Source organism: Pseudomonas sp. RA_5y_Pfl1_P24 (assembly GCF_963970945.1).
GTDB lineage: Bacteria > Pseudomonadota > Gammaproteobacteria > Pseudomonadales > Pseudomonadaceae > Aquipseudomonas > Aquipseudomonas tritici.
Genome location: NZ_CAXAOJ010000022.1, coordinates 38,582 through 64,140 on the forward strand (window position 1 = coordinate 38,582; position 25,559 = coordinate 64,140).

General features: G+C 59.2%; 26 protein-coding genes, 1 pseudogene and 1 riboswitch. Of the genes and pseudogenes, 17 read left to right on the top strand and 10 right to left on the bottom strand.

All coding sequences use genetic code 11. The features are described 5' to 3' along the window. Positions 1 to 54 precede the first annotated feature (54 nt). Both AACY30_RS26160 and AACY30_RS26165 read left to right on the top strand, forming a co-directional pair. Entirely contained in the window at positions 55 to 567 is a 513-nt protein-coding gene (locus tag AACY30_RS26160; RefSeq protein ID WP_339541352.1) for a hypothetical protein, read from the top strand. A 112-nt stretch (positions 568 to 679) separates the two neighbouring features. Continuing rightward, positions 680 to 2,035: a hypothetical protein gene (locus AACY30_RS26165; protein WP_339541353.1), complete on the top strand. Its 1,356-nt coding sequence runs from the start codon at positions 680 to 682 to the stop codon at positions 2,033 to 2,035. 91 nt (positions 2,036 to 2,126) lie between these two features. Here AACY30_RS26165 and AACY30_RS26170 read toward each other — a convergent pair whose 3' ends face one another. Continuing rightward, on the bottom strand, positions 2,127 to 4,148 hold the full coding sequence (locus AACY30_RS26170) for an FIST N-terminal domain-containing protein (protein ID WP_339471327.1): 2,022 nt from the start codon (positions 4,146 to 4,148) through the stop codon (positions 2,127 to 2,129). A gap of 251 nt (positions 4,149 to 4,399) precedes the next feature. On the opposite strand from AACY30_RS26170, the gene AACY30_RS26175 reads away from it, so the two are divergent. Then, a complete protein-coding gene (locus AACY30_RS26175; RefSeq protein ID WP_339541354.1) occupies positions 4,400 to 4,768 on the top strand; it encodes an addiction module antidote protein in 369 nt (122 codons plus the stop codon). Between the two features lie 85 nt (positions 4,769 to 4,853). Here the strand turns inward: AACY30_RS26175 and gudD are convergent, their stop codons facing one another. Together gudD and AACY30_RS26185 are read right to left on the bottom strand one after the other, a co-directional pair. Then, a complete protein-coding gene (gene gudD / locus AACY30_RS26180; RefSeq protein WP_339541355.1) occupies positions 4,854 to 6,179 on the bottom strand; it encodes a glucarate dehydratase in 1,326 nt (441 codons plus the stop codon). Positions 6,180 to 6,198: 19 nt separating this feature from the next. Beyond that, the gene (locus AACY30_RS26185) at positions 6,199 to 7,554 is read right to left on the bottom strand and encodes an MFS transporter (RefSeq protein WP_339541356.1); all 1,356 of its coding nucleotides are present in this window, start codon (positions 7,552 to 7,554) and stop codon (positions 6,199 to 6,201) included. A 337-nt stretch (positions 7,555 to 7,891) separates the two neighbouring features. On the opposite strand from AACY30_RS26185, the gene AACY30_RS26190 reads away from it, so the two are divergent. From AACY30_RS26190 to AACY30_RS26225, 7 genes are all read left to right on the top strand, one after another. Next, positions 7,892 to 8,611: a FadR/GntR family transcriptional regulator gene (locus AACY30_RS26190; RefSeq protein ID WP_339471323.1), complete on the top strand. Its 720-nt coding sequence runs from the start codon at positions 7,892 to 7,894 to the stop codon at positions 8,609 to 8,611. After that, positions 8,608 to 9,303 carry a tRNA (adenine(22)-N(1))-methyltransferase gene (locus AACY30_RS26195; protein WP_339471322.1) on the top strand — a complete coding sequence of 232 codons (696 nt, stop codon included), beginning with the start codon at positions 8,608 to 8,610 and terminating at the stop codon, positions 9,301 to 9,303. The genes AACY30_RS26190 and AACY30_RS26195 overlap by 4 nt, the downstream gene beginning before the upstream one ends. A gap of 281 nt (positions 9,304 to 9,584) precedes the next feature. Further along, a complete protein-coding gene (locus tag AACY30_RS26200) occupies positions 9,585 to 11,642 on the top strand; it encodes a methyl-accepting chemotaxis protein (RefSeq protein WP_339541357.1) in 2,058 nt (685 codons plus the stop codon). Between the two features lie 146 nt (positions 11,643 to 11,788). Further along, positions 11,789 to 12,184, top strand: coding sequence for an InvB/SpaK family type III secretion system chaperone (locus AACY30_RS26205; RefSeq protein ID WP_339471320.1), 396 nt, complete (start codon positions 11,789 to 11,791; stop codon positions 12,182 to 12,184). Positions 12,185 to 12,226: 42 nt separating this feature from the next. Beyond that, positions 12,227 to 13,762, top strand: coding sequence for a hypothetical protein (locus AACY30_RS26210; RefSeq protein ID WP_339471319.1), 1,536 nt, complete (start codon positions 12,227 to 12,229; stop codon positions 13,760 to 13,762). A 143-nt stretch (positions 13,763 to 13,905) separates the two neighbouring features. Beyond that, complete coding sequence (locus AACY30_RS26215) at positions 13,906 to 14,532, top strand: glutathione S-transferase family protein (RefSeq protein ID WP_339416376.1); 627 nt, start codon at positions 13,906 to 13,908, stop codon at positions 14,530 to 14,532. A 299-nt stretch (positions 14,533 to 14,831) separates the two neighbouring features. Beyond that, complete coding sequence (locus AACY30_RS26225) at positions 14,832 to 15,065, top strand: hypothetical protein (protein ID WP_339416375.1); 234 nt, start codon at positions 14,832 to 14,834, stop codon at positions 15,063 to 15,065. A 3-nt stretch (positions 15,066 to 15,068) separates the two neighbouring features. Here AACY30_RS26225 and AACY30_RS26230 read toward each other — a convergent pair whose 3' ends face one another. Further along, positions 15,069 to 15,308 carry a DUF6124 family protein gene (locus tag AACY30_RS26230; protein WP_339541358.1) on the bottom strand — a complete coding sequence of 80 codons (240 nt, stop codon included), beginning with the start codon at positions 15,306 to 15,308 and terminating at the stop codon, positions 15,069 to 15,071. Positions 15,309 to 15,674: 366 nt separating this feature from the next. Next, on the bottom strand, positions 15,675 to 16,061 hold the full coding sequence (locus AACY30_RS26235) for a hypothetical protein (RefSeq protein ID WP_339541359.1): 387 nt from the start codon (positions 16,059 to 16,061) through the stop codon (positions 15,675 to 15,677). Between the two features lie 50 nt (positions 16,062 to 16,111). On the opposite strand from AACY30_RS26235, the gene AACY30_RS26240 reads away from it, so the two are divergent. After that, positions 16,112 to 16,684 (top strand): nucleotidyltransferase family protein, encoded by a 573-nt coding sequence (locus tag AACY30_RS26240; RefSeq protein ID WP_339541360.1) that lies wholly within the window; start codon positions 16,112 to 16,114, stop codon positions 16,682 to 16,684. On the opposite strand, the gene chrA is transcribed toward AACY30_RS26240, so the two are convergent. Next, a complete protein-coding gene (chrA, locus tag AACY30_RS26245) occupies positions 16,673 to 17,887 on the bottom strand; it encodes a chromate efflux transporter (protein WP_339541361.1) in 1,215 nt (404 codons plus the stop codon). The genes AACY30_RS26240 and chrA overlap by 12 nt on opposite strands. A 163-nt stretch (positions 17,888 to 18,050) precedes the next feature. On the opposite strand from chrA, the gene tspO reads away from it, so the two are divergent. From tspO to AACY30_RS26265, 4 genes are all read left to right on the top strand, one after another. Then, a complete protein-coding gene (tspO, locus tag AACY30_RS26250; protein WP_339471313.1) occupies positions 18,051 to 18,491 on the top strand; it encodes a tryptophan-rich sensory protein TspO in 441 nt (146 codons plus the stop codon). Next, the gene (locus tag AACY30_RS26255; RefSeq protein WP_339471312.1) at positions 18,491 to 19,435 is read left to right on the top strand and encodes an alpha/beta hydrolase fold domain-containing protein; all 945 of its coding nucleotides are present in this window, start codon (positions 18,491 to 18,493) and stop codon (positions 19,433 to 19,435) included. Before tspO ends, AACY30_RS26255 begins: the two co-directional genes overlap by 1 nt. Before the next feature lie 35 nt (positions 19,436 to 19,470). Then, on the top strand, positions 19,471 to 20,010 hold the full coding sequence (locus AACY30_RS26260; protein WP_339471311.1) for a hypothetical protein: 540 nt from the start codon (positions 19,471 to 19,473) through the stop codon (positions 20,008 to 20,010). A 107-nt stretch (positions 20,011 to 20,117) separates the two neighbouring features. Continuing rightward, positions 20,118 to 20,342: a hypothetical protein gene (locus AACY30_RS26265; protein ID WP_065874145.1), complete on the top strand. Its 225-nt coding sequence runs from the start codon at positions 20,118 to 20,120 to the stop codon at positions 20,340 to 20,342. A gap of 96 nt (positions 20,343 to 20,438) precedes the next feature. Here AACY30_RS26265 and AACY30_RS26270 read toward each other — a convergent pair whose 3' ends face one another. Genes AACY30_RS26270 through AACY30_RS26280 form a run of 3 tightly spaced genes read right to left on the bottom strand, consistent with a single transcriptional unit; the run spans position 20,439 to position 23,223 of the window. Continuing rightward, entirely contained in the window at positions 20,439 to 21,203 is a 765-nt protein-coding gene (locus tag AACY30_RS26270) for an ABC transporter ATP-binding protein (protein ID WP_339541362.1), read from the bottom strand. Further along, the gene (locus tag AACY30_RS26275; RefSeq protein WP_339416751.1) at positions 21,200 to 22,204 is read right to left on the bottom strand and encodes a FecCD family ABC transporter permease; all 1,005 of its coding nucleotides are present in this window, start codon (positions 22,202 to 22,204) and stop codon (positions 21,200 to 21,202) included. The genes AACY30_RS26270 and AACY30_RS26275 overlap by 4 nt, the downstream gene beginning before the upstream one ends. Before the next feature lie 8 nt (positions 22,205 to 22,212). Beyond that, a complete protein-coding gene (locus tag AACY30_RS26280; protein WP_339541363.1) occupies positions 22,213 to 23,223 on the bottom strand; it encodes an ABC transporter substrate-binding protein in 1,011 nt (336 codons plus the stop codon). Between the two features lie 116 nt (positions 23,224 to 23,339). Next, positions 23,340 to 23,534, bottom strand: a riboswitch (cobalamin riboswitch). Positions 23,535 to 23,651: 117 nt separating this feature from the next. Here AACY30_RS26280 and AACY30_RS26285 point away from each other — a divergent pair. Beyond that, a complete protein-coding gene (locus AACY30_RS26285) occupies positions 23,652 to 24,095 on the top strand; it encodes a hypothetical protein (protein ID WP_339471308.1) in 444 nt (147 codons plus the stop codon). Then, positions 24,092 to 24,964 (top strand): M24 family metallopeptidase, encoded by an 873-nt coding sequence (locus AACY30_RS26290; protein WP_339541364.1) that lies wholly within the window; start codon positions 24,092 to 24,094, stop codon positions 24,962 to 24,964. Before AACY30_RS26285 ends, AACY30_RS26290 begins: the two co-directional genes overlap by 4 nt. Positions 24,965 to 25,126: 162 nt before the next feature. On the opposite strand, the pseudogene AACY30_RS26295 reads toward AACY30_RS26290, so the two are convergent. After that, positions 25,127 to 25,450 (bottom strand): annotated as a pseudogene (locus AACY30_RS26295) (IS110 family transposase); the annotation flags it as partial. Positions 25,451 to 25,559: the final 109 nt, after the last annotated feature.

Genomic DNA, 25,559 nt, shown 5'->3' on the forward strand with positions numbered 1-25,559 from the left:
CGGTTGGATTGATTTGAACGTTATGTGTTAACGCCTGACGCTATGGTGATGATTATGGAAAGCGCGATTGTGTTTGTTCGTCGTTCAGGCCCAAGCAAATATCTGCTCGCATTGGTTGCTGCTTTGGTGATTTTCATTAACGAAGGAGTGCAGGCGCAGGAAAGGTCTATTCCTAAGTCTGAGGCGCCCGGCCCTGTGCTCGTGTTATCCAATTCCAATTCCGATACCAGTGCCGGTGTAGGGTTTGCAAGTTTCAGTGTTGTGAGCTCTGATTTCCCAACCGGGACCCTCGCTGATCCCAAGCAGTTAGTGGAAGTGCAATGGAATACGACTTACTATCCTGAAAGTATCATGGAGGCTGTGAAGTTGTGCTACTCGCGCCCCTTCAGTTCTCAAGAGGACTGCAGGAAAATTCTTCCAAACTCTTCCGGAACACTGTCGGACTTCAATGTTCAGTCTTTCGGTAATGGCTCGCGTGTCAGAATCTATCATGATGTATACGGGGGGACGCCCCGCTATACTCGGCCTGCGGGTGCAGACTCAGTGGTATTTAAATACAGGTACTAACTCAGTGGAAGCTGCTGGGGATTAAGTTGCTTCGAGTTTGTTTTTAAATAGATAACCAACGTATATTTAATGCCGGGTAGCTTCGGCTTCCTCCTGGGCTGGGAGAACATCCATGATCACTGTTCAACCTCAGGCATCCGCATCCTACGGGCGCATGACAACAAGTAGTTCCGTCAGTGCCGTTCCGTTGTCTACGGTTCCACACGCTAACGATCAGACGGCTGTGGCTTCAGCTACGATCCGTGACGTTACTAGCAGCACCGTCTCAATCCTGGCTCGTCAGCTGAGCGAAGCTGCAACACGGGCTGAAACCCGGGCCGGCCAGATGAGCGCCAACCCACTCCATTCGATTACGGGTGACCATTACCTCGCCAATAAAGCTCAGCACGATACGGAAACTCCCAGCACCGAAACCCCAGAGCTCCTGGCACGGGCGCGGCACGCCACTGGTTTCGTCAACGGTACGGACAGCAACCCGTTTAAAGAACTCGCGCGCAATCAGCTCAGCCTGATTGCCGGGGATGACGGTGGCCCCTTCACCGTCAATGAACGACGTGCAGCGTGGGAAGCGCTGGCATCAACGGCGCCCAAGGTCGCCACCCAGTCGGCCCCAGCTTCCGTTAACGGCCGCGACCTCATGATGTCGCGCTTGTACAACGGCAATGAACCCCCCGTTGCCAAGCCACCCGCCACTGTCTACAACGGCACTCAAAACCACGCCGATTTCCTCAACCGTGATGACCGTGCCTTGATCTCGGATATGTACGCCTATGCAAAAGCGGAAGGTGCGGACCTGTATTTCGTAGATCGAGTGGCCATAGAACTCGGCACCTACCGTCATTACAGCGACGGCCTTCAACTCGCGGGGAGCAACGTTCGCTATGACTGGGACGGGTTCCAGGTGACGTGCGACTACAAGCCAGAGGACGCCGCAGACGCGTCAAGAATCCTGGAGGGTTCGGCGATCAACAGTACCCGTCTCGACCAGGGCTTTTTACGATACATCCTGAGTCCGAGCCAGGGAACGTTCTCCAATATTGGGGGCATACCCTTCCTGGAGCGGATGGTAAAAAAATTCTCCAGTGAAGGCGCTGATCAACCTCCACTGGGCAGCGAGTTCGCCACCTTCAAAAGAGCCAAGCGCGAGGACCATGTCGTTCAAACCACGGACAAGAACATAAGGCTCCCGCCCTTCAAAGCACTTACCGAAACCGTGAATGGTGTCTGGCACCTCACCGAGCACGGCAAGACCGCTGGCTATTTGATGGATAAGTCCACCGGTAGGCTGTACAAGCCCACTGATCCTCTAAGCGATCAAGTGCAACAGCGCTCGCCCTTGAATATTCCTGCTGGCGAAGCGCCCAACAACACCTTGCTCGACGCCCTGGCAGACACCCGCGAGCAGCCAACAACACGTTGGATCTGGCCCGGCCATCTGTTCAAACTGATGAAAAACTTCAAACCCTGAAGCGCCACTGTCCACCAGGCACTGCAAGCGCATTTTGCTCATGCGCATTGCAGCCCAGCCGACTCAGACCCCCGCGCCTTCCGCTTAAGGCCTACGCGTGCGTAAGCCCAGTCAACGTATCCGCAAGGGTCTTCGTGCGTTGCGCTGTCCCCTCAGTCGCACGGCTTGACGCCTCCAGTGCATCGAGCATTTCGCGCAGCGCGCCCACCCCGGTGGACTGGTCCTCAATCTGCTGGGCAACGCGCTGGATCTCGCTCGACAGCAGGTCGATATCCACACTAATCTCCGCCGCATTCTTACGCGTGATCTCCGCCAGTTTGCGCACTTCGTCCGCCACCACCGCAAAGCCCCGGCCCAGGTCGCCCGCGCGCGCCGCCTCGATGGCGGCGTTGAGCGCCAGCAGGTTGGTCTGCCCGGCGATTTGCTGGATCACCTGCACAATCGACTGGATACGCAAACTTGAACCCGCCAGGGTGCGTGCACCTTCCACTGCGATATCTGCCTGGCTCGACAGCCCCTCCACCGTCGCTCCAGCCTGGGCAGACACGCTGTTCTGCCGGTCAATGGTGCCCACCAGATCATCCATCGACGCATGCAACTCACCCGAGTAATGCTTGAGCTGCGAAGCAATGTCCTCCTGCTGCCGCTCGGCTTGCGCCAACACTTGGCCCAAGTCTGCCAGGCCTTCGAACACCGGCAGGATATTGCGGTCCAGCCCACGGGTATTCAGGGTGTCGGTGAAGTCTTTGTTCTTGAACGCGTTAATTTGCTTGACCACCACATGGTTCAAGCCCGCCAGTTTCTTCACCTGCCGGCGCAGGAAAAACGCCTTGAACTCGCCATAATGGGCGATGAAATTGTCGACGTACTCGTCATTGAAACTGACGCCTTTGGCCACCCGAAAGAAGAAAATCGCGGTCAGCGTCTGGTTCAGGTTCAGCCCCAGGATTTCACCAAAGGTCGAAAACCCCGCCAGCGGCACATCCCCAAACGTGCCGGCCATGCTGCCCAGTTCGGCGCCGTTGTTCAGCCGGCGCAAAATGCAGTCATTTAGAATACCCGCCACCGGCTGGCCACCCTTGCCGCGCAAAAATTGCTCGTAGTCCAAACGCGTTGCCTCACGCAACGGCGTACGCCGCACCATCACCAACTCTTCACCGGGTGCCACGTCGCAAAACAGCTGCACGATCTGCTGCTCATAGTCGATGCGCGCGATGGAGCGCACGAACAACTCACTGCCCACGCGGATGGCAAACGAGTAGTCCGCCAGCTTCGATTCCAGCGCCTGGGGCGTGCAGTTGAACGCATCGCACAGCGCTTGCACCATGTTCTTGATGTTGCCGCTGCTGTCGATCACCTGGTCAATCGTGCGGTCCTCTACCGACGCGGTCAGCACACTGAAGGTCAAATCCGCCGGCTTGAAATTTTGGCTCTTGAACACGCCAAAGCGCACTTGGGCTGCCGTCTTCAGGAACACAATCTGCGCATGGTTCTGATAACTGCGCTGGCCGTCGTGAATCAGCGTCTTCTGGAAGTCCGACTTGCCCCCGGCCGACCCGCCCACGAATAAACACGGAAAACGCCCGGACTCATACAGCGCCTCCATGAAAAACGACTCCGACGCCGACAACCCGTCAAACACGACATAGGCCAACGTATCGCGATGATCGATCTGCGTATGCACCTGCACCCCTTTGATATTGCTTACCAGCTTGGCAATCCGCTCCTGCATCCCCAGGCGCTTGCCGCCACTGCGAATGTCCTCACACTCCAACGGCACCATCACCACCTCGGCGGCAGCGATCACGCTGTCGTCGAACAACTGCAGCACAATCCGGTCCCAGCGTTCGCCAGTGGTGCAGTAAAGCGTCTTGGCTGCGTTGCACAACTCGCCGGCAGTGGTGCACAGGCTGATGGTGCTTTGGGGAAAGCGCCGTTTGAGCTTGGCGGCGATTTGGTCGATGTCCAGGTGCGGGGAGATGAAGCCGGTGATGAGCGTCGGGCTGATGCGCAGGGTGGCTAAGGACGGCTCCAGTTCGTTGGCGGTGCAGGTGAGCGTGGTGGTGCCTTGACGGTCGGGCCGGGCTTTTTTGAGAAGGGCGAGTGGGTTCATGGTGGGGGCTCAATCGGGAGGGGGCGCAGGGTATTGGCATGCGGTTAATAAGGTTATCGGCGGGAGGGGTGAGGGCAGGAGGGGAGGTTGGCGGGATGCGACAGATGGCCGCATTTGGCCGGCGCGGGATGCGCGCGAGCTACGGCAGGGGCCTTGCGGAAGCCTATGACTAGCCCTGTAGATCTTGATGAGTGGGTGACGCACGGAGAAGGGGGCGAAAGAGATTCTTGATGCCCTGAGAGGTCGATGAAATGAGCGAATCGAAATTCAAACCCGAGGATATGCCGATCCTCGATCTTGATACGTCCGGTACCCGCGTCTATGAAGCTTCGCGCTTCCTCGACAGCCCGGACACCATCAGTGCGTATCTGGCGCAAAGCATGAAGTCTCAAGACCCACAGGTACTGATGAAGGCACTTGCGGAGGTCACCAAAGCCCAGGGCGTGAACAAGGTGGCCGAGGCGGCGGGGGTTAATCGCGAGAGTCTTTACAAAACGCTGAAAGGCGGATCAAAAACGCGCTATGAGACGATCCAGAAGCTGATGATGGCGTTAGGGGTTGAGCTGACTGTGCAGCCGATTGCGATCCAAAAAACACCGGCAGTCGTCCGCAAACCTTAATACGAAAACGCGCACTTCAGCACGAAGCAGTTCGAGTGTGGGAGCAGGCAAGCCAGCTCCCATATTTGTTTGCGTGTTTTTGGCCTTACCGCACCAGGCACGGCTGTTTGTTGTTGAAGCGCCATCCCGGAATCAGGAATTGCATCGCCACGCTGTCATCCCGCGCCCCGAGGCCCATGCCTTTGTACACTTCATGGGCCTTGGCCACGGCGTCCATATCGATCTCTACACCCAGGCCTGGCTTGCTCGGCACTTTCACGTAGCCGCCTTCGATTTTCAGTGGCGCCTTGGTCAGGCGTTGACCGTCCTGCCAGATCCAATGGGTGTCGATGGCGGTAATGTCGCCCGGCGCGGCGGCGGCTACCTGGGTGAACATCGCCAGGGAAATATCGAAGTGGTTGTTGGAGTGCGAGCCCCAAGTCAGGCCCCATTCATGGCACATCTGTGCGACGCGCACCGAACCCTGCATCGTCCAGAAGTGTGGGTCGGCAAGAGGAATATCGACGGATTGCAGCTGGATGGCGTGGCCCATTTCGCGCCAGTCGGTGGCGATCATGTTAGTGGCGGTTTTCAGCCCCGTGGCGCGGCGGAATTCGGCCATGACTTCGCGGCCTGAGTAGCCGTTTTCGGCACCGCAGGGGTCTTCGGCATAGGCCAGTACGTGGTGCTGGTCTCGGCACAGGCGGATGGCTTCTTTCAATGACCAGGCGCCATTCGGGTCTAGGGTGATGCGGGCATCCGGGAAACGTTCGGCCAAGGCCGTGACGGCTTCGATTTCGGCATCGCCACTGAGCACGCCGCCTTTGAGCTTGAAGTCGTTGAAGCCGTATTTGGCGTTGGCAGCCTCAGCGAGGCGCACCACGGCGTCGGCCGTCAGGGCTTTTTCGTGGCGCAGGCGGAACCATTCATCGTCGCTGTCGGCCTCGTTGCGGTAAGCGAGGTTGGTAGCGCTGCGGTCGCCGACGTAGAACAGGTAACCGAGCATTTTCACGGCATCGCGCTGCTGCCCTTCGCCGAGCAAGGCGGCCACCGGGACATCGAGGAATTGACCCAGCAGGTCGAGCAGCGCGGCTTCCATGGCGGTGACGGCGTGGATCGTAATGCGCAGGTCAAACGTCTGCAGGCCGCGCCCGGCCGAGTCGCGGCAAGCAAAGGTGCTGCGCATCTGGTTGAGCACGCGCTGGTACTGACCAATGGGCTGGCCGATCACCAGGCTGCGGGCGTCTTCCAGGGTCTCGCGGATGCGCTCGCCACCGGGTACTTCGCCCACGCCGGTATTGCCGGCGCTGTCTTTGAGAATGACGATATTGCGCGTGAAGTAAGGCCCATGGGCGCCGCTGAGGTTGAGCAGCATGCTGTCGTGGCCGGCGACGGGGATGACCTGGAAGTGGGTAACGACGGGAGTGTTCATGGCAAGTTCCTAAATGGGCTCAAAGAGGTTTGCTGAGGGCGGCACCCGTAGGCACAGTTGGCGCCAGCACGGCGGAGGGCGACGTCTTGGCAAAAAACACCAGGATCGCAGCGAGCACCGAGGTGCCGGCCAGGCCATAGAGGCCGCCCTGGATCGAACCGGTGGTCTGTTCCAGAAAGCCAAAGGTGGTCGGTGCAACGAAACCGCCCAGGTTACCGATCGAGTTGATCAGCGCGATCACCGCGGCGGCAATGCGCGCATCCAGGTAACCCTGGGGAATCGGCCAGAACAGCGACGACGCCGACTTGAAGCCGATGGCCGCAAAGCAGATCGCCACAAAGGCAAAGATCGGCCCGCCGATGGTGGACATGAACATGCCTGCGGCGGCAATCAACAGCGCCGCCGCCACCCAGGCCTGCTGGAACTTGAACTTGCCCGACAGCGAGGCGAAGGTGTACATGGCGATGATCGAGATCAGCCATGGAATCGAGTTGAAGAGGCCGACCTGTATATCACTCAAGTCGCCCATCTTTTTGATGATGCTCGGCAGCCAGAATGTCGCCGCGTAGATCGTCAGTTGGATGCAGAAATACAGCGCGCAAAACAGCAGGATCTGGCGGTCTTTCAGCAACGTGCCGAGGGTCGGTTTGACGGTGGTTAGGGCTTCACGTTCGCGCTGTTCCTGGTCGATGGCATTGACCAATGCGTCCTGTTCTTCGCGGGTCATCCATTTGGCGTCGTGGGGTTTGGAGTCCAGCCAGAACCACACAAAGGACCCCAGCGCCACCGAGGCCAGGCCTTCAATGGCAAACATCCACTGCCAGCCGTGGAAGCCAAACCCTTCGATCTGCAACAGTGCGCCTGAGAGAGGACCGGAAATCAGTGAGGCGACCGCCGAGCCGCTGAGGAAAATCGCGATGGCTTTACCACGCTCCACGCCGGGCAGCCAGCGGGTGAAGTAGTAGATCACCCCAGGGAAGAAGCCGGCTTCGGCCACGCCCAGCAGGAAGCGCAGGATGTAGAAGTGGGTTTCGTTCTGGATGAACGCCATCATCGTCGCGACGATGCCCCAGGTGAACATGATGCGGGTCAGCCAGATTCGCGCCCCGACCTTCTGCAGCAGCATATTGGAGGGCACTTCGAACAGGGCGTAGCCGATGAAGAACAGTCCGGCGCCGAATCCATAGGCGGCGGCGCCAATGCCCAGGTCATGCTCCATGTGCGTGCGCACAAAGCCGATATTGACCCGGTCGATGTAGTTGAGGATGAACATGATCACGAACAGTGGGAGCACATGGCCCTTCACTTTGCTCACGGCGCGTGCGAGGACCGAATCGCTTTCTGGTGCGGCAGATGCATGGCTTGAATTGTTCACAATTCAAAACTCCCCCTGATTATTTTTATGCGGGTTTGCGTGTCTTGTTGATAGACATCATACAAGTAGGTTTCGCGAGATCGCAATGCGTTGGTGCGTGTTTTTGTGCCTATAACACCCTGCGTACATCATATTTTTGGTTTTTTGTATAGGTTTTACTAGGTTTTATGCAGGTTTTGAACGGTCTGATTGTTTGGGAGAGTCGCAATGGCTCGAGTGAAAAACGTGAGCGTGATGATTGGTTGTCATACAAGCTGATGGTTTTTTTAATCAACCCGGGCCCGTCGCCGGGCGGGGTGTTAAGCTCCCTCCAGCTCAGCCCCGTGGACTTGTAGCAATGCCCATTGAAAGTGGAACCCCCCCGCGAAGACGCCCCACCAACCTTGCCCAAGGCGTGGTCGATGCGCTGACCCAGCGCATCCTGCTTGGCCAGTTGAAGCCCGGTGAGAAATTGCCATCGGAATCCACCATCGTGCTTGAGCATGGCGTGAGCCGAACCGTCGTGCGCGAAGCGCTCTCGAAACTGCAGGCGTCTGGCCTGGTGGAAACCCGTCACGGCATCGGCACCTTTGTATTGGCGCTGCACGCCCAGCAGGGTTTGCGCCTGCATGTGGACACGGTGGCCAGCGTGCGCAATATGCTCGAGCTGCGTCTGGGCTTGGAGGTACAGGCCGCAGCGCTGGCAGCGGTGCGTCGAACCGACGCTCAACTGGCCCACATGCGCCAGGCGCTCGACGATTACCAGGCGTCCCTGGCCAACAACGACACTTGTGTGGAAGAAGACAAACGCTTTCACCAACTGATCGCCGAGGCCACCGGCAACACTTTTTTTACCGAGATCATGCTGCACCTGGGGAACGCGATGATCCCGCGCACCCAACTCAAGGGTGACGAGCGTGGCGGCGCCGACTTTGCCCAATTGGGGCAACTGGCGAATCTGGAGCACGAGGCGATCTTCAACGCGATCAAACGCCAGGACCCTGACGCCTCACGCGCCGCCATGGTGCTGCACCTGACCAACAGTCGGGACCGTTTTTCGGGGGAGCGGGGCCGTTGAACGAACACACTTTATCCATGCGCCTGGAACGCGTGGGGGCGAACGTACCGACTGGCGCGCGCCTGGCGGATATTGGCTCCGACCACGGCTATTTGCCGGTGGCCTTGATGCGCCGTGGTTTGATCGTGGCGGCGGTAGCGGGGGAGGTGGCTGCTACGCCATTCCATGCGGCGCAGCGCACCGTGCGCTCCAATGGCCTGGAGCAGCAGATTACGGTGCGCCTGGCCGATGGCTTGGCCGCCATTGAACCCCGTGACGGCGTCACCGCGATCAGCGTTTGCGGCATGGGTGGCGAGACGATTCGCGACATTCTCGAAAACGGCAAGTCTTACCTGAGTGGCCAGGAACGGCTGATCCTGCAACCCAACGGCGGCGAGCAACCCGTGCGCCAATGGCTGATGGATAACGGTTATTCCATCCTCAGTGAAGAGCTGCTGTGGGAGAACCGCTTCTACTACGAAATCATCGTCGCCGAGCGCGCTGGGCCGGTGGCTTATAGCGCCGAACAGCTGTACTTCGGCCCGCTGCAGATGCAGGCGCGCAGTCCGGCGTTCCTGGCCAAGTGGCAGCGCATGTTGCATCAAAAGCAAAAGACCCTGGCCAGCCTGGAGCGCGCGCGGCAGGCGGTGCCTGAAGAGACGCGGCAGGAGATTTCCCAGCAGGCCAGGTGGATTGCCGCGCTACTGGCTTGACACACCTTCATTCAAATTTTCCAGCCCCCACAGGGATGGGGGTTGTGCCGGGTGTTTGCGCCATTAGTTACAGGGGCGCTCTGGGGGTGAGTGTTTCTGCCCCATTTTCGTGCGTTTCTCGTTGTTTATTTGGTGCGAGCCCGCCTATTTCGGGGCGTTCCCTCATAGGCCCATTTTTTGCTTGTGGCTTTCCAATCAATGACATGGCATTTTGCCGTTAGTCATTTCAAGGCTTCACCCAGCGGTGCACCGCGTGGGTCGTTTTTGGAGAGTGGTCGGACATGCACAGCCTTTTATCACCGGGTATCCGCCTGCTGGGTCGTTTCGGCTTTGCGCGCAAGTTCCAGATCCTGTTCTTGCTGTTCATGCTGCCCCTGGCGGGTAGCCTATGGACGATTGGCTCGGACTATCGCGACAAATTAACCGTGATCTCGAGCGAGCAGTCCGGCGTTCGGCAATTAAAAGCCTTGGACGCGTTGGATGACCAATTGACGGCCCAGCGCAACCTGGCCGCGCGGTGGAAAGCGGCAGATATCCTGCACGCTCCGACGCCGGCGGCGAAGGCGGCGATGGACAAGGTGGATGCGAATTTCCCAGTGATCCTGCAAAGCCTGCAAGCGTTGGGCGATTCACTAAAGTCCCAGAACGCCAGCGCCGATATCCTGGCCCGCTTCGAAGCCTTACAGGCCACAGTCAAGGGCATGGATTCCCAATCCCTGCGCACCGTGGGCTGGTGGCCGGACGGCTACGACCGTTTCACCTTGGCCCTGACCGCGATGCAAACCCTGCGCGAGCAGATCACCCAGGATACCGGCTTGATCCTCGACCCGTGGTTGGAAACCTACCTGTTGATGCAGATTTCCACCCAGCAAACGCCTGACCTGATTGAGCGGATCGGCCGCATGGCCAGTGTGGGTCAGTCCTCCATCGCCTCGGGGCAGTTCACCCTGCAAAGCCGTTTGCAGATGCGTGACCTGCGCAGCCGCATCGGCGATGCACGGGACCAGTTGGTTAAGGCCGCTGCCCCCCTTAGAGCCAAGCAATACGTGGGTCTAGAGCCCTGGACCACGCAGTACGACAACAGCCTGCAACGGCTGGACAACGAACTCAAAGTGCTCGACGACGGCGTGTTCGGCGGCACCATCAAGCTCGACACGGCGGCCTTCGTAACCAGTGTCGACGGCATGCTCGACGGTTTGGCCGCACTGCGTAACCAGTCGCTGACCTCGCTGGATGCGCGCTTGAGCTATTACCACACGCGTTCCATGCAGCAGTTTATCCCGTTGGCGGCGACCTTCAGCCTGCTGGCGTTGGCAGCGTTGTATCTGTTCATTTGCCTGCAAGCCTCGATCCGACGCAGCGCCAGCGGTATCACTACCTTGGCCGAATCCTTGCGAGACGGCAATCTGTGTGTGGAAGTGGCCGTTGAGGGGCGCGACGAGCTCGCCGCGATCAGCGCTGCCTTGAACGTCGCAGTGGTGCAATTGCGCACCAGTCTGCTAGGCGTCAATCACGAAACCCAGCAGCTTGGCTCTGCGGTACAGACCCTCAACTCGCAATCGGGCAGTACCCTCAACGAGGTCGAAGACCAGCAACACCAGATCAGCCAGATTGCCGCCGCTGCTACCCAATTGGCCGCCACCTCCGTGGGCGTTGCCCGCAGTTGCGAACAAGCCTCGAGCAGCGCCCAACAAACCCGGCGCATTGCCGAGGACAGTAGTCGCGACAGCCAGCGCACCACGGCCAGCATCCAGCAGCTCAATCAACGCCTGACTGACACCGCCAATGCGCTGGAGCAAGTCAACCAGCAGGGCCAGCAGATTCAATCGGTGGTCGATACCATTCGGGGCATCGCCGAACAGACCAACCTGCTGGCACTCAACGCCGCCATCGAAGCCGCCCGCGCCGGCGAGCAGGGCCGGGGGTTTGCCGTGGTCGCTGATGAAGTGCGCAGTCTGTCACAACGCACCCAGGCCTCGACCGCACAGATCGCCGGCACTGTGGACAGCCTGCGCGCGACGGTCAGTCAGGCAGTCACGCTGATGGGCGCCGCCTGCGAACAAGCGCTGACGGATGCGCAATCGGTCACCGGGCTTGGCGTTCGATTGGGCGAGATCGCGGGCGCGGTGCAGAACGTTACCGACACCTTGGCGCAAATCGCCACGGCAGTGGAGGAGCAGGCCACGACGGCGGATGAAGTGAGCGGCAATATCCAGCAGGTCGACCAGGCCGCCGGGCGCCTGCTCGACGGCGCGCGCGCGGTGAACCAGGCGGCCGACACGCTGAGCAAGGGCAGCCAGGCACTGAGTGACAACACTGCACGGTTTCGATTGGCGTAAGCGCCGACGCTGGCGAGCGGAACCCTTTCGTAGCGACTGACCACTTATTGTCCGAACCCTGGCGCACCCGATGAGTGACGCCAGCATCCAGGTCTCCAAGGAACACGGCCAACAACAACGCCCTTCGATCCCACGGGGTTATAGGTATGAACTTTGATATCTCGAGTACTTTGCGTGCGACTCTGCTGAATATCGGAATTTCCAAGGAGCACATTGGTGCTTTCGATATTCATTCGTCTATTGAAATTAACTTCAAAACGATTAATCCCATTATCATTACTGTTGAAAATGACAGGGTGTGGATGTGGAGTCAGTTGAAAAGGCACTTCGCTATTGATTTTCATGCACGGGAATTACTCGGTCTACTGCAACATGCATTGCCATGGGTAGTGACGGGGCAGGCAGTCTTCGGAAAAGGACAGCACGGCCATGAAGTCAAAGCGTTGTTGGTCGTAGATTGCATTGTCTCGCCTGAGAAGTTGCAGGGCGCGTTGGATGGATTCTACAGTTTGATGGTGTCAATCGATAACAAGCTCAATTAAGTACTCAGCAGCATTCCACCTCTTTTATATGAGTGATACGTCATGGGCATTGAAGCGGGCGCGGTACCTGTGCAACGAACGGCTGTGGGTCAAAAAAGTGAAGGTAACGGACTGGGAAAAACTGAATTCATTAAAAACTATGACTGCATTAAGAACAGGGCGATTGATGTGTCCTCCAACACGTTGCCGTCGTTGACTATAAAAAATGGAGACGAAGAATATCCGGTTCATTTTCTGGTGGAGGGGGCGCAAGTCAGAAATGGCGCTGTCTACAATGCCGTTATAGACAGTGATATTGTGGAAAAATACTCTCAAGATTATATCTTGCCCGGCAAAGCATCTATTAAGGATGGTGCGTTGAGCCTGGGTTTGAATCGCTTCAGGATTGCAGGACCTGTTGAAACGCAAACCCAAAAAATCCTGGCTGCGCTCCAGCTCATCAAGCACCCGGAGGCACGTAGGGCTGAGCTGGCCAAACTCGTCAGCGATCAAGGAACGCAGGGCGCCGAGGGGGCGATGAGGCTCGCCATGGTAAACGATCCGGTCAGGCGAGCATTTGAGAGCTATTACGCCAAGTATGCCTTGCAAGACTATTTCAGCAGTCCGGAGAAATACCAGAAGTTTTCAGACATCTCCGATCGTCAAGTCGACTTTCTTAAACAGCATTTCATTCCTGCACCGCTATTTGATAAGTATGAAGCCGCGTGGCGCAATGAAAGTTTTGACACCCGCATTATTGGCTTGGATCAGCTTCAAGGTTTCTATGCGCGCGCTAAGAAAACCCTCGAAACGCTGGACATTCCAACGTCCGCGCAACACGCGCTGTTTGATATTTACAAACATCGGTACTTAAGTTACGCGCTGAAAAATGAACCTGAGGTCGCAGCAAAACTTCCGGCGGGGCATTGGGATGGCGTGTTTGATCCCATTAGAGCACCCGGAAAAGGGCGAGTGGAACTCAACGCCAAGGAGGGTAACGTGTTCAGGCAGGCAGACAGTTTTAACGTCGGCATCATGAGGAACATTGATGCGACGCCGAGGGATTTGCGGCTAAACGAGCCCTACTACATTAAATATGAAGATGATTACAAGAACCCATTACTGGCCAGCGCCAGTACGCGCTGTCCAGACCGGCTCGAGATGCAAGATCCCAATCATCCCGATGCGTTCAAGCCGGGTTCGTACTTGAAGGACTTTTTTGAGAAAGGTACCGGTACTTATGTCAATGGTCCTTCGGGTTCCATCTTGATTGAACACGGTGCTTTACGTGCCTGCCAAGAGGCCCATGCACAGGCGAGCGCCACCGACATAGAAACGTACTTGGCCATTCAAGCATTGTTATTTATTTATGTTGATGGGGGGCATTCAATGGACGAAATCGCTTATGCGCTGAAACACGGCACCGCGCGTGAAAAACTTCAAGAAGCGTTCGCAAACCAAGGCGGATTCGACAAGGTCGGGGAGCAGCTTTTCATGAACTTCGGCGCATTGGAGCAAGCAGCCAAGGCCGCCGCCACCTTCAGTCATGCGTTGCAGATCAAAGATCTCACCCATCAAAAAATAGCCCACGCCCACTGAGTTTCAGATCCCTTGTATGCCTACTTCCGAACCTACTTTCATGCTCACCACGGCTTGCGTCACGTAGAAATTTAATTATCGGCACTCCCGGGCGCTGGCGTAGTCTGTTTGCAAGACACCCCTGTCGCCCAGCGGAGCATTCAATGATCATCGTCCACCACCTCAACAACTCACGCTCGCAACGCATCCTGTGGCTGCTCGAAGAACTCGGCCTGCCCTACGAAATCAAGCGTTACCAGCGCGACCCAAAAACCAACCTCGCGCCGCCTGAACTCAAGGCCATCCACCCGCTGGGCAAATCCCCGGTAATCGAAGACGGTGGCCAGGTGCTGATCGAGTCTGCCGCCATCATTGACTACTTGATCCGCCGCCACGGCCAGGGCCGTCTGCAACCGGACCCCGCCAGCGCCACCTACGACAGCTACGTGCAATGGCTGCATTTCGCCGAAGGCTCGGCCATGCTGCCGTTGATGCTCAACCTCTATGTCGGCCGCCTCGGCGACGCAGGCGCGCCGTTGCACCCGCGTATCGAATCGGAGGTGGCCAATTATTTGGGTTACTTGAACGATGTACTGGGGCAGACGCCTTACCTGGTCGGCGATGAATTGAGCGGCGCGGATATCCAGATGAGCTTTATCGGGGAAGTCGCCGGCGCCCAAGGCAAATTGCAGGCCTACCCGAACCTGGCCGCGTGGGTGGAAAAATTCCAGGCGCGGCCTGCGTATCGCAAAGCGGTGGAGCAGGGCGGGGAGTACGCGTTCGCGAAATAGCGTGGCTTAGGACCACCCTGGCCTCCACACCGCCGATGCAGCCTTGCACCGGTTTGCACGCACATCTCGCGCTCTTGCGCGGGCGAGATTCGGTCGAGTGTCTCGGGCGTTGAGGCGGTGTTGTACTGCGCCGTGGCTATCTTCAGACTGCCCTCACCGGGCAACGCGGGGAAGCCTTAGTTGGTATGTTCCAATGGCTATTTCGGCCGAAAGCGTCCCCTTTCTTTCACAACCGGTCTACCATGCCAATCCCGGCAGTGGTTCACGCGCTACCGACCTCATTCTTAAAAGGTACCGCAATGTCCATCGACCAAATCTCTCTTCCCAAAGGCTTAGGCCCTCACGCCATCAAGCTTCTCGAAGCCATCACCGGCGCTTCAACCCATGAAGAACTCAACCGCGCCGGCGGTAAGGCTGAGGGGTTTGTATTGGGGCTTGAGTCCACCAAAACCATCAAGAGCCAAATCGCCGAGTCGTTGTATGTGGCCTACGACGACGCGGCGAGTAATCGGGCGGGTGAGTTGAAGGGCTAACAATCAGCCGGGGCAGGGTGCTTCGCGGTCAAGGAGTTTGGCCGTGAGCAACACGCCCAGTTCGCTCAGTTGGTGGATAGCCAGGGCGATGTCGCGGTGTTTGCCGGACAGGTCTTCGGACAGGTCGAGCAGCAGCGTGCTGACGGAAGCGAAGGTTTCGTAGCTGTTGGTGATGAGGGTTTCGTTGCTGGCGCCGGGGGCGACGCTGAAAAGGACAGATGGATCAGGTTTTGCTTGAGACATGACGATATCCAGATTAGGGCCATCACCTCGTCGCTACTAAACAAAAAGGTGGCAGCTGTACGCAGGTTAGTAGACCGGTGGATATCAAAGCCGGCGCGCCCGAAGGCGCCCTACGCACAGCCACCATCAAGCTCAGACGCAATGTCTGACTGATGAAGCTCATGCACTTTCAATACCCAACTCAGGCTACTAAACCCGATCACCGAGAAGTCGGCGACCAGGCAACCTTAGAGACGGCCACCCCTGCGCACAAGCCGGCGGATTCTGACGCAAGCGTAGGCAATGGAGCAAATTGCTGTGGCTGATGGTTTTGGGCTGCTGCGCAGCCCAACGGGAGCAACCTCCCTCGCCACAGGGGTTGCGGGGTTAGTAGCCTTGGCTCACGCTCACGCCGCGCATGATCGAGAAGCGCGGGTCGAGCAGTTTCAAGCCTTGTTCACCTTTCACCCGGCCCACGGTCACGTGGCAGGTCTTCGGCACGTCGGAGAGGTTTTCCGGGTTGCGCGCCAGTTCTTCTTTCGCAGGGGGTTTAGCCCAGGCGGCGATGGGTTTCTGGCGGATGTCCACCGTCACGATCCAGGATTTATCCACGGCGGCGCCCATTGGGCCGGTGTTGGGGGAGATGCCCTTGATTTTGGCGGTTTCATAGCCTTGTGAGTAACAAAAGCGAGGTGCTTGTTCCACGTAAGCAGCGCGGCCAGGGTCGGTGAGGCTGTAAGTCTTGTCGCTTTTGGCGAGCAGAACGCCATCCAATACGCTATAGAATTGCCTCCTGGAACTGGCCTCACAACGAAGGATTGAGCATGACATTGACAGTCGAAACCCTACTCCAACTGGCCATGGCCAACCCCATCAACGCCGAAATCAACGCACGCCTGCCCGACCTCGGCGTGGACCAATGCATGCTCACCGCCGGCTGTCTGTTCCAGGCAGTGTGGAACCATCAAGTGAATCTTCCCGCCGCTCAGGGCGTGAAAGACTACGACGTTTTTTACTTCGACACAGACGTGTCCTACGAGGCGGAAGATGCGGTGATTCGTTCTGCCGAGGCGCTGTTCCAGGACCTGGGCGTGAATGTGGAGGTGAAGAACCAGGCGCGGGTGCACCTTTGGTACGGCGAGCGGTTTGGTCGGCCCTATCCGCAGTTGCACTCGGCCAAGCAGGGCGTGGATCGTTACCTGGTGGCAGGTACGTGCATCGGTTTGGATATCGCGACGGGTGAGGTGTACGCGCCCTATGGGTTGGATGACGTGGAACACGGCGTGCTGCGCATCAACCCGCTGCATGCGGAGCCGGCGTTGTTCATGCACAAGGCTAAGAGTTATCAAGCGCGTTGGCCGTGGCTGAAGATTGTGGCGCCGGGTTCAGCCCAGTAACCCTCCCAGCACGGCGCTGGCGGCCACCACCAACCAGGGCGGCAGCTTCCAGAACATCAGCGCCAGCAAGGCGGCCAGTGCCAAGCTGAAGTCCAGCGCAGTGAAGATCGCGCTGGTCCACACCGGCTGATACAGCGCCGCCAGCAATAACCCCACCACTGCCGCGTTCACGCCGGCCAGCGCGGCCTGGGTGCGTGGGCTGCGGCGCAGGGTTGCCCAGAACGGCAGTGCACCCATCACCAGCAAAAATGACGGGGCAAAGATCGCCAGCAGGGCGATCACACCTCCCGTCCAGCCGTTCGGAGCATGGTTCATCGAGGCGCCAAGGAACGCGGCAAAGGTGAACAGCGGGCCGGGCACGGCTTGCGTGGCGCCGTAGCCCGCGAGGAATACGTCATTGTTCACCCAGTGCGGTGGCACCACTTCGGCTTGCAGCAACGGCAGCACCACATGGCCGCCGCCGAACACCAGCGAGCCGGTGCGGTAAAAGGCATCTACCAAGGCCAGCGTGGGAGTGGGCAGCCAGCCGGCCAGCATCGGCAGGCCCGCCAGCAACACGAGGAACAGCCCCAGCCACAGGGCGCCCGCGCGGCGGCTGATGGCGACCGGCAGCGTGTCAGGCTCGGCGCTCGGCTCACGTTTGAACAGCAGCAGACCGGCCACGCCTGTGGCGCAAATCACCCCGACCTGGGCCCAGGCGGACGGTTCCAGCAGCGCCATACACGCCGCAATCATCATCAGCATCACACGCGCCAGGCCTTGGCACAGGGAGCGCGCCATGCCCCAGACGGCTTGGGCGACCACGGCCACGGCGACGACTTTGAGGCCATGCAGCGCGCCGTCGGGGAGGGCGCTGCCATAGTGGGAAAGGCCCAGGGCGAACAGAATCAGCGCGATGGCTGACGGCAGTGTAAACCCGGCCCAGGCAGCAGCGGCGCCACCGTAACCGGCGCGGGACAGGCCCAGCGCGATGCCGACCTGGCTGCTGGCCGGGCCAGGAAGGAATTGGCACAACGCGACCAATTCCGCGTAACTGCGCTCGCTCAGCCAGCGTCGCCGTGTGACGAACTCCTCGCGAAAATAACCCAGGTGCGCAATCGGGCCGCCGAACGAGGTGAGGCCCAGGCGCAGGAAGATCAGGAATACCGACCAGGGGCTGTCGGGATGATCAGCACAGGAGTGGGCCAAGGGGCGAGGTCTCATGAGGTGTTGCGCCACCTTAGCGAATTTTGATGACGTGAAGAAGAGGCCTCTGTTTACGCCAATTGCAACGCGTGATGGAATTTTTGCGCGGGCATTTGAGTCATTGAAGGATGCACGGAGAAAGCCTTCCCATCACTAACACTGACGACAGCAAGGACAGACGATGACCTTTTTTATTTTCCTGCTGGCCTGCGCGGCGGCTGCCAGCACCGGCATCATTTTCAAACCAGGCGCCTGGTACGAATCCCTCGTAAAGCCCAGCTTCACCCCGCCAAACTGGCTGTTTCCCGTGGCCTGGACGATTATCTATCTGCTGCTGGCCTGGGCCGGCTACCGCTTGAGCCTGATCCCGGGCAGCGAAATCGTGCTGGCGTTGTGGGCGGCGCAGATTGCGCTTAACACGCTGTGGACCCCGGTATTCTTCGGCGCGCATCGGATTTTCGCCAGTATGGTGATTATCGCGTTGCTGTGGTTCACCGTGGCCGCGATGGTAGTGCTCGCCGTGCGCCTGGACCTGATCACCGGCTTGATCCTGTTCCCCTACCTGGCGTGGCTGTGTGTCGCGGCGGCGTTGAATTTCTCGATCCTACGGAATAACCGCTGATGACCCACAAGCTCTGGCACGCCAGTGAACCTGAACTGGCCGAGATGCGCCGCTTCAATCAAAAGCTCGCGTGGATGCCGCGCTTTAAAATCCGCAATCGGGTTACACCGCGTCTGATTCAGGCGCTGTTGCGCGTCAGCCAAAAGGTCAGGAAAGGGCCGGAGGCGGAGTGCAAGGTGGTCGACTCAGTGCCTGTGCGCATCCTGCGGCCGAGCGGCAAACCCAAAGGCGTGGTACTGGATATCCACGGTGGCGGCTGGGTGATTGGCAATGCGCAGATGGATGACGACCTCAATCTGGGCATGGTCAACGCGTGCGACGTGGCGGTGGTGTCGGTGGATTATCGGCTGGCGGTCGACACACCGGTCGAAGGGCTGATGGACGACTGCCTCGCGGCCGCGCGTTGGTTGCTGACCACGGATGAGTTTGCCGACTTGCCGGTGTTCGTCGTCGGCGAATCGGCGGGCGGGCATCTGGCGGCGGCGACACTGCTAGCGTTGAAACAGTGGCCCGATTTGCTCACACGGGTAAGCGGGGCGGTGTTGTACTACGGCGTTTACGATTTGACCGGCACCCCCAGCGTGCGCGCCGCGGGGCCCGAAACCTTGTTGCTGGACGGGCCTGGCATGGTCGAAGCGCTGCGCATGTTGACGCCAGGGTTGAGTGAGGGCGAGCGTCGGCAGTCGCCGTTGTCACCGCTGTATGGCGACCTCGTCGGGTTGCCGCCAGCGTTGATGTTTGTCGGGGAGTTAGACCCGTTGAAAGATGACACCTTGTTGATTGCTGAGCAGTGGCCCGGGGCTGAGGCGCATCTGTTACCGGAGTCGGCCCATGGTTTTATCCATTTTCCGGTGGTGATGGCGCAGGGTGTACTTGCCTATAGCCGCCAGTGGATCAGTCAAAGAATGGGCGGGGGAGTACTCAATCTTCCTTCGTCCGGGTAACCTTTCGCTCCCCCCATTCAAGCCAAGGAAAGCACGTGAAGGTTCTTCAAGGATTCATCGGGTTATCGGCGCTTTATTTGCTGGCCGGCTGTGAGCAAGTCACCGAGAAGACACTGCGCTTCGACGTGCCATACGGCTACTACGAGACGGCCTTGCGCCAAGATGTCACGGGCAAAGGCCAGTTGACCTGCAAGGTCGCCACCGACACCCAGGACCGTGGCGAAAAGTGGGTGCCTTCGGTCATTCTTGCGGCCGCCGAGGATGCTGCGGAAGACGATACGCTGTTCCTGTCCAGCTATACGCCCGCCGACAGCGACGAGCGGCTATTCCAGCTGCGCACTTTCAACAAGGCAAAGCCAATCATCGACACCTTCTTCCATCGAGCTCCCGACCATAACGGCGTGTACACCCTACGGCTGACCTGGCAAGCAGATGGCACTATCGGCTATCAAGTCGAAAACGGCGGCGTCTGGGAAGAGAAGAAGCTTGTCGAGAAACCAGGGTTTGCCGTACGCCACGTGAGCGTGCATGCGTCGGGGATGAAGGGCAGTGCAGTCTGTGAGTTGCGCCAGTGAGTGGTACCTGTGACTTGAGGCCGTTGAAAGGCTGATCCATTGAACTAAAAACTTGATCAATGAGTCAGGTTAATCAGCTGCTCTTCTCTCATCATGAGGACTCCACCATGCGCCAATACACGCTCAACTACCGCTTCAACGAAGAATTGCGCACCCATGTGTTCGAATTCAAGCAGCCCGAATTGCCGGTGCATGAGGCGGCGTTGCACTTGCTGCAATTGCATTTTGGCGATGCCGAGAATGGCTTGATCCTGCCCCCTGCGGATGCGACGCCGGAGGAAATTCTGGAGCAGGCGCAGGTGGTGGGCATTACGCAGATTGAGGTTGTATGAGCGAAAACCCTCGGATTCAGGCGGTCACGACTGTAGTCCTGTGCTGTAGAGCCGAAGCCAGCATTGGATTTCTGGTGTTGTCGTAACCGGCGTTACTCAGTTCGGGCGCAACCGCAGTATCTGCGCGCCATCAAACGGGTCTGTCAGGTAGTGCGCCTGCACCCCAAACGTCTCCTGCAAGCGCTGCGGCGTCAGCACTTCCATCGGCTTGCCCAGCACCACCAGCCGTCCACGATCCAGTACCGCCAGCCGATCACAGGTCAGCGCTTGATTCAGGTCATGCAGCGCAATCAATGTGGTCACCGGCAGCCCTTGCACACCCTTCAAGATCGCCAGCTGATGCTGGATATCCAAATGATTGGTCGGCTCATCCAGTAGCAGTATCTGTGGCCGTTGCGCCAATGCGCGGGCGATGTGCACGCGTTGGCGTTCACCGCCCGAGAGGCTGCGCCAGGCGCGTTTGCTCAGGTGAGTGGCGTCGACGTCATGCAAGGCCTGGTTCACGATGGCATCGTCTTCGCTGGACCACGGGCTCAGCGCCGACAACCACGGCGTACGGCCCAGCGCCACGGCGTCGAACACGCGGATGGCATCGTCCGTGTCAGCCTGTTGCTCCACCACGGCCAGTTGCTGCGCGATGGCGCGGCGGGACAGGTCGCCCAAAGGCTGGCCGCCCAACAACACTTCGCCAGATGCCGGCGCGCGCAAGCCTGCCAGCAGTTTGAGTAAGGTGGATTTACCGGAACCGTTTGGCCCGACAATTCCCAAGGTTTCACCCAACTGCACGTCCAGGTGAATATCGCGTAATAACTCAGCCTCACGCACCTTGAAGCCCAACCCCGTGCAGCTTAAAACCGTCATCGCGCGTTCCTCCGGCCAATGAGGATCAGCGCGAACACCGGCGCACCGACCAGCGCCGTGACCACGCCGACCGGAATCACCTGGCCCTTGATCAGCGTGCGCGACAGCACATCCGCTGCAATCAAAAACAGCGCGCCGCCGAGTGCGCTGGCCGGCAGCAAGCGTGAGTGCCCGGTGCCCAGCAACAGACGCACGGCGTGGGGGATCACCAGCCCGACAAAGCCGATGGCGCCGACAATCGACACCATCACGGCCGTCACCAGTGCCGCGCAGCCCACCAACACAAATTGCACGCGGCGCACGGGGATACCGAGGGACGCCGCTGAGTCACTGCCAAAGGTGAACGCATCCAGCGCCCGACGATGCCACAGGCACACCGCCAAGCCCACGACCGCCACCGGCACCGCCAACCACACCGACGGCCAGCGCACGCCGCTGAGGTTGCCCAACAGCCAGAACATGATGCCGCGCGCCTGTTCGGAGCTGGCCGACTTGGTGATCAGGAACGCGGTAAGCGCATTGAACAGCTGCGATCCGGCAATGCCGGCGAGGATGATCTGGCCGGTGCCGCTCGACGAACCGCTGGCGCGCGCCAGCAGAATCACCAAGGCAAACGCGGCCACCGCGCCGACAAACGCACCGGCCGACAACGAGATCAGCCCGCCACCCACGCCCATCAGCGCCACCAGCACCGCGCCAGTCGAGGCGCCGGCGCTGATGCCCAGCAGGTACGGATCGGCCAACGGGTTACGCAATAACGACTGCAGAATCACCCCGCACGTCGCCAGTCCCGCACCGCACGCGGCGGCTACCAGGGCACGTGTGAGGCGGTAGTTCCACACCACGCCCTCATCGATCGGGTCCAGCGCATAGCCGGCCGCCCACAGTTTATTGGCGAGTACCTGGAGCACGACGTGCGGCGAGATGGCGGTTTCACCGATGGCCACGCCGGCGAGCACGGCGATCAGTAGCAAGGCCAGGGCCAGTAGGGTCCGGATCAGGCTGGCAGTCATTTGTGCAGGTCGTAGCCGTCGATGGCGGCCGCCAGTTGTTCAAGGCCGTCGAACGTACGAATGCTGGCCTGCAGCGCCATGGCATCGATGATGATGATGCGGTTGTTTTTCACCGCGTCCATGTTGCGCGTGACCGGGTCGCTGCGCAAAAAGGCCAGTTTCTTTTCATGGTCGTCAGCCGGGTAACGGCGCCGGTCCATGCGTGCGATGATCAAAAAGGTCGGGTTGGCCTTGGCGATGGTTTCCCAGCCGACGGCGGGCCATTCTTCATCGGACTGCACCACGTTGGAAAGGCCGAGGGTTTGCAGCATGAATTCGGGAATGCCTTTGTGGCCGGCCACGTACGGCTCGCTGGCCATCTCGGAACTGGAGAACCACACCAACGCGCTGGCGTGCTTGAGGCCTTTGCTTTGCACGGTGGCGACCGACTTGGCCAGGCGCGCCTTGAGTTCGTCGTTCAATTGTTCGCCGCGATCCTGTACGTCGAAAATTTGCGCCAGCTGGCTGATGCTTTTGTAGATCGTCGCGATGCGGAAAGGCTCCAGCCGCGTGCCATCGGCGCCCACCAGGTTGTCTTTGCCTTCGCAGTCGGAGGGTAGCAGGTAGGTGGGGATCTTCAGCTCATGGAATTGCTCGCGGGTGCCGACCACGCCTTGCGGCCCGACCACCCATTCCAGCTCGGCGGCCACCAGTTGCGGGCGCTTGGCGATCACCGCTTCGAAGCTCGGCTCGTTGTTGGCCAGGCGCTCGATGCTGTCGTTCTGCGCCTTGAACTGCGGCAATACGCTGTTGAACCACAACGAAGTGCCAACCACTTTATCGCCCACGCCCAGCGCGTAAAGCATCTCGGTAGCCGCCTGGCCAATCGTCACGCTGCGCGCGGGAGCCTGCTGGAAGGTCAGGCGGCTGCCGCAGTTTTCCACGGTCAGTGGGTAGTGGGTGGGCGCGGCTTGGGCCAGGGCACAGAAGCTGACGCCGACGAGCAGGGCGGTAACGCGTGGCAGCATGGGGCAATCTCCGAGTGAACCGTACGTCGGACTGGGGAGGTACGGTTCGGAAACACACCCTTGAGCACTGTGGTGGAGACAGGCAAGCGTGTCCTTCCCGGACACCCCGCCGGTTAGTGATTGAGCTTAAGCCGGCAGGTCTCCTGACTGATGCGTCGTCGCCACGCTCCAGCCTTCCCGGACGTGATCCAGTGGCATTAAGGAGCAGGCTCAGCACCTACAGTTGCGGGGGCAGTTCCGATTGGCGCGGGTGTAGCGCGCTTCGGATTCCCTATTAGTCCCGTTTGGGAACCGGCGCGGTATGGTAGTCGATCAAGCACCTTAGCGGGAGCTCCAAACACGCGGGTCGTGAAGACGGTGGTGGCTCTCGCGGGGGGGCGTCTCTTATGATGCGCATCCATGGATAGCCCTCACACAAGGAAAACACAGTGAAATCATTAGTCGTTCTCGCCCTTATCGCCACGCTCGCCGGTTGCGCCACCCAGGGCAAATCTGAAAAGCAGATTCTTGACGAGGCCGCCACTGCGTACGTCAATTCGATGCCCGCCGGGTCGGACAAGCTCCGTTTGCACACGATGAGCATCCCCAAAACCGGTTTGTTTGGCGATACGCTGGCAATTGCCATGGCCAGTGATCAAAACGCCGCCCACCTCAGGGGCGAATTGCTGAATGCAAAACGCATGGGCGATGTGTTCTTTTTGATTATCGGCGCCAGCAGCCCGGTCGACGTTGCTGTGATCAGCAAAGCGGTCGAAGGGCAGGATTTGAACGGGATGCAGATTTACTACTCGGGCACCGATGCACAAAGAGACACAGTGCGTGCGGCCGTTGAAAAGACCCAGGCGCAATTTCATTACATTAATGCGCAATGATTGCTCGCACCTTGAGCCTTCTGGGCAAACTGGCGCTGCTGTTCAGCGTGAATGCCGATGCTGGCGACCTGCTGGCGCGCTACACAGACAAGATCGGCGCCAGGGCGAACGCTATCGCGCAGTTGGACGACGCCACCATTCTGGCTGAAGAGGCGCGGTTAGCGCCTCTGGCCAGCGACATGTTGCTCCAGGTCGGGCCGATGATCCGCAAGGGCGGTACCGGTACGGCGGTTCAGGCGTTTTTACTCGAGCAGTTCGAGCAGCAAGGCTGGTTGCCGATGATGTATGGCTATCAGGGCTACCCGGCAGCGGTGGCGGTGTCGGTGAACAACCAAGTGAGCGCCGCACCGCCGACTGACGTGCCGTTCCCCGACGCGGCGCTGGTGAAAGTGGAATTGATTGCCGCATCCGCCCGGGCCCACGTCGCCCAGGTCTGGACCTTCGCCACCCTTGATGCCACCCCGGCGCAGCACCAGTTGCTGGCCACAGCGCGGCGTGCACTGGCCAGTGGGATTGCCCAGGTGCACGGCGGTGAGCCGCTCTCGAATGTGGGGGCGGCGATTCAACAGGTGCTGGACGCGGGGCAGGCGGTCGCGGTGCACGAGTTTGCGGGCTACGCCATGGGGCAAGCACGGATTCAGAAACCGCAGGTGCTGGGTTATAAGGTCGAAGGGGACAGCCCTTTGATGCAGCCCGGGCAGGTGCTGAATGTGTATGTGATCGCCAAGGCTGGCAGCTTTGGGGTGCGGTATCGGCCGCCAGACTTTTGGAGCTTGCTCTCCAAGGACGGTGCCGATGGTGTGATGTTGTCCGCGATGGTCGAGGTGACTGCAGACGGGCATCGGCTCCTTAGCCGGATGCTGGACTGATTCGGCAAATCAACACAGATCAAAATGTGGGAGCTGGCTTGCCTGCGAAGACGGCGGTACAGGCGACAACGAGGTTGCCTGATCCAGCACCATCGCAGCATAGGTATCTACACATTTTTTGAAGGTGCAGGAGCAACCTGTAGCGAGCGGGACAAGCTCGCGCACAAAGCGCATGTTGGGTCGCGTAACGGCCTCACAGATGGCTTCCGCGTCAGCCATATCGTTCTTGTTCGACTTCACGTAAGGCTTAACAAATAGCGGGGCCATTAATTTGACCGTATGCCCGAACGATTGCAGTTTCCTGGCCCAGTAATGGGCGCTGCCGCATGCTTCCATGCCAATCAGACAAGGCTCCAGCTGGGCAAAAAACGGAGCAACTTGCTCTCGTTTAAGCTGTTTCTTGAGTACTGTTTTGCCTCGGTCATCGACGCCGTGTAATTGGAATACGGTTTTTGCCAAATCAATCGAAACAGTCGTAAGCTTCATGTGGACGCCCCCTTCCGTTAAGTATGGATAACACTTTTACTTTGGCACATAGATGCCGTTAGGAGGGGGCGTCCATTCCATTACTACAATAGTGTGTAGATACCTGTGG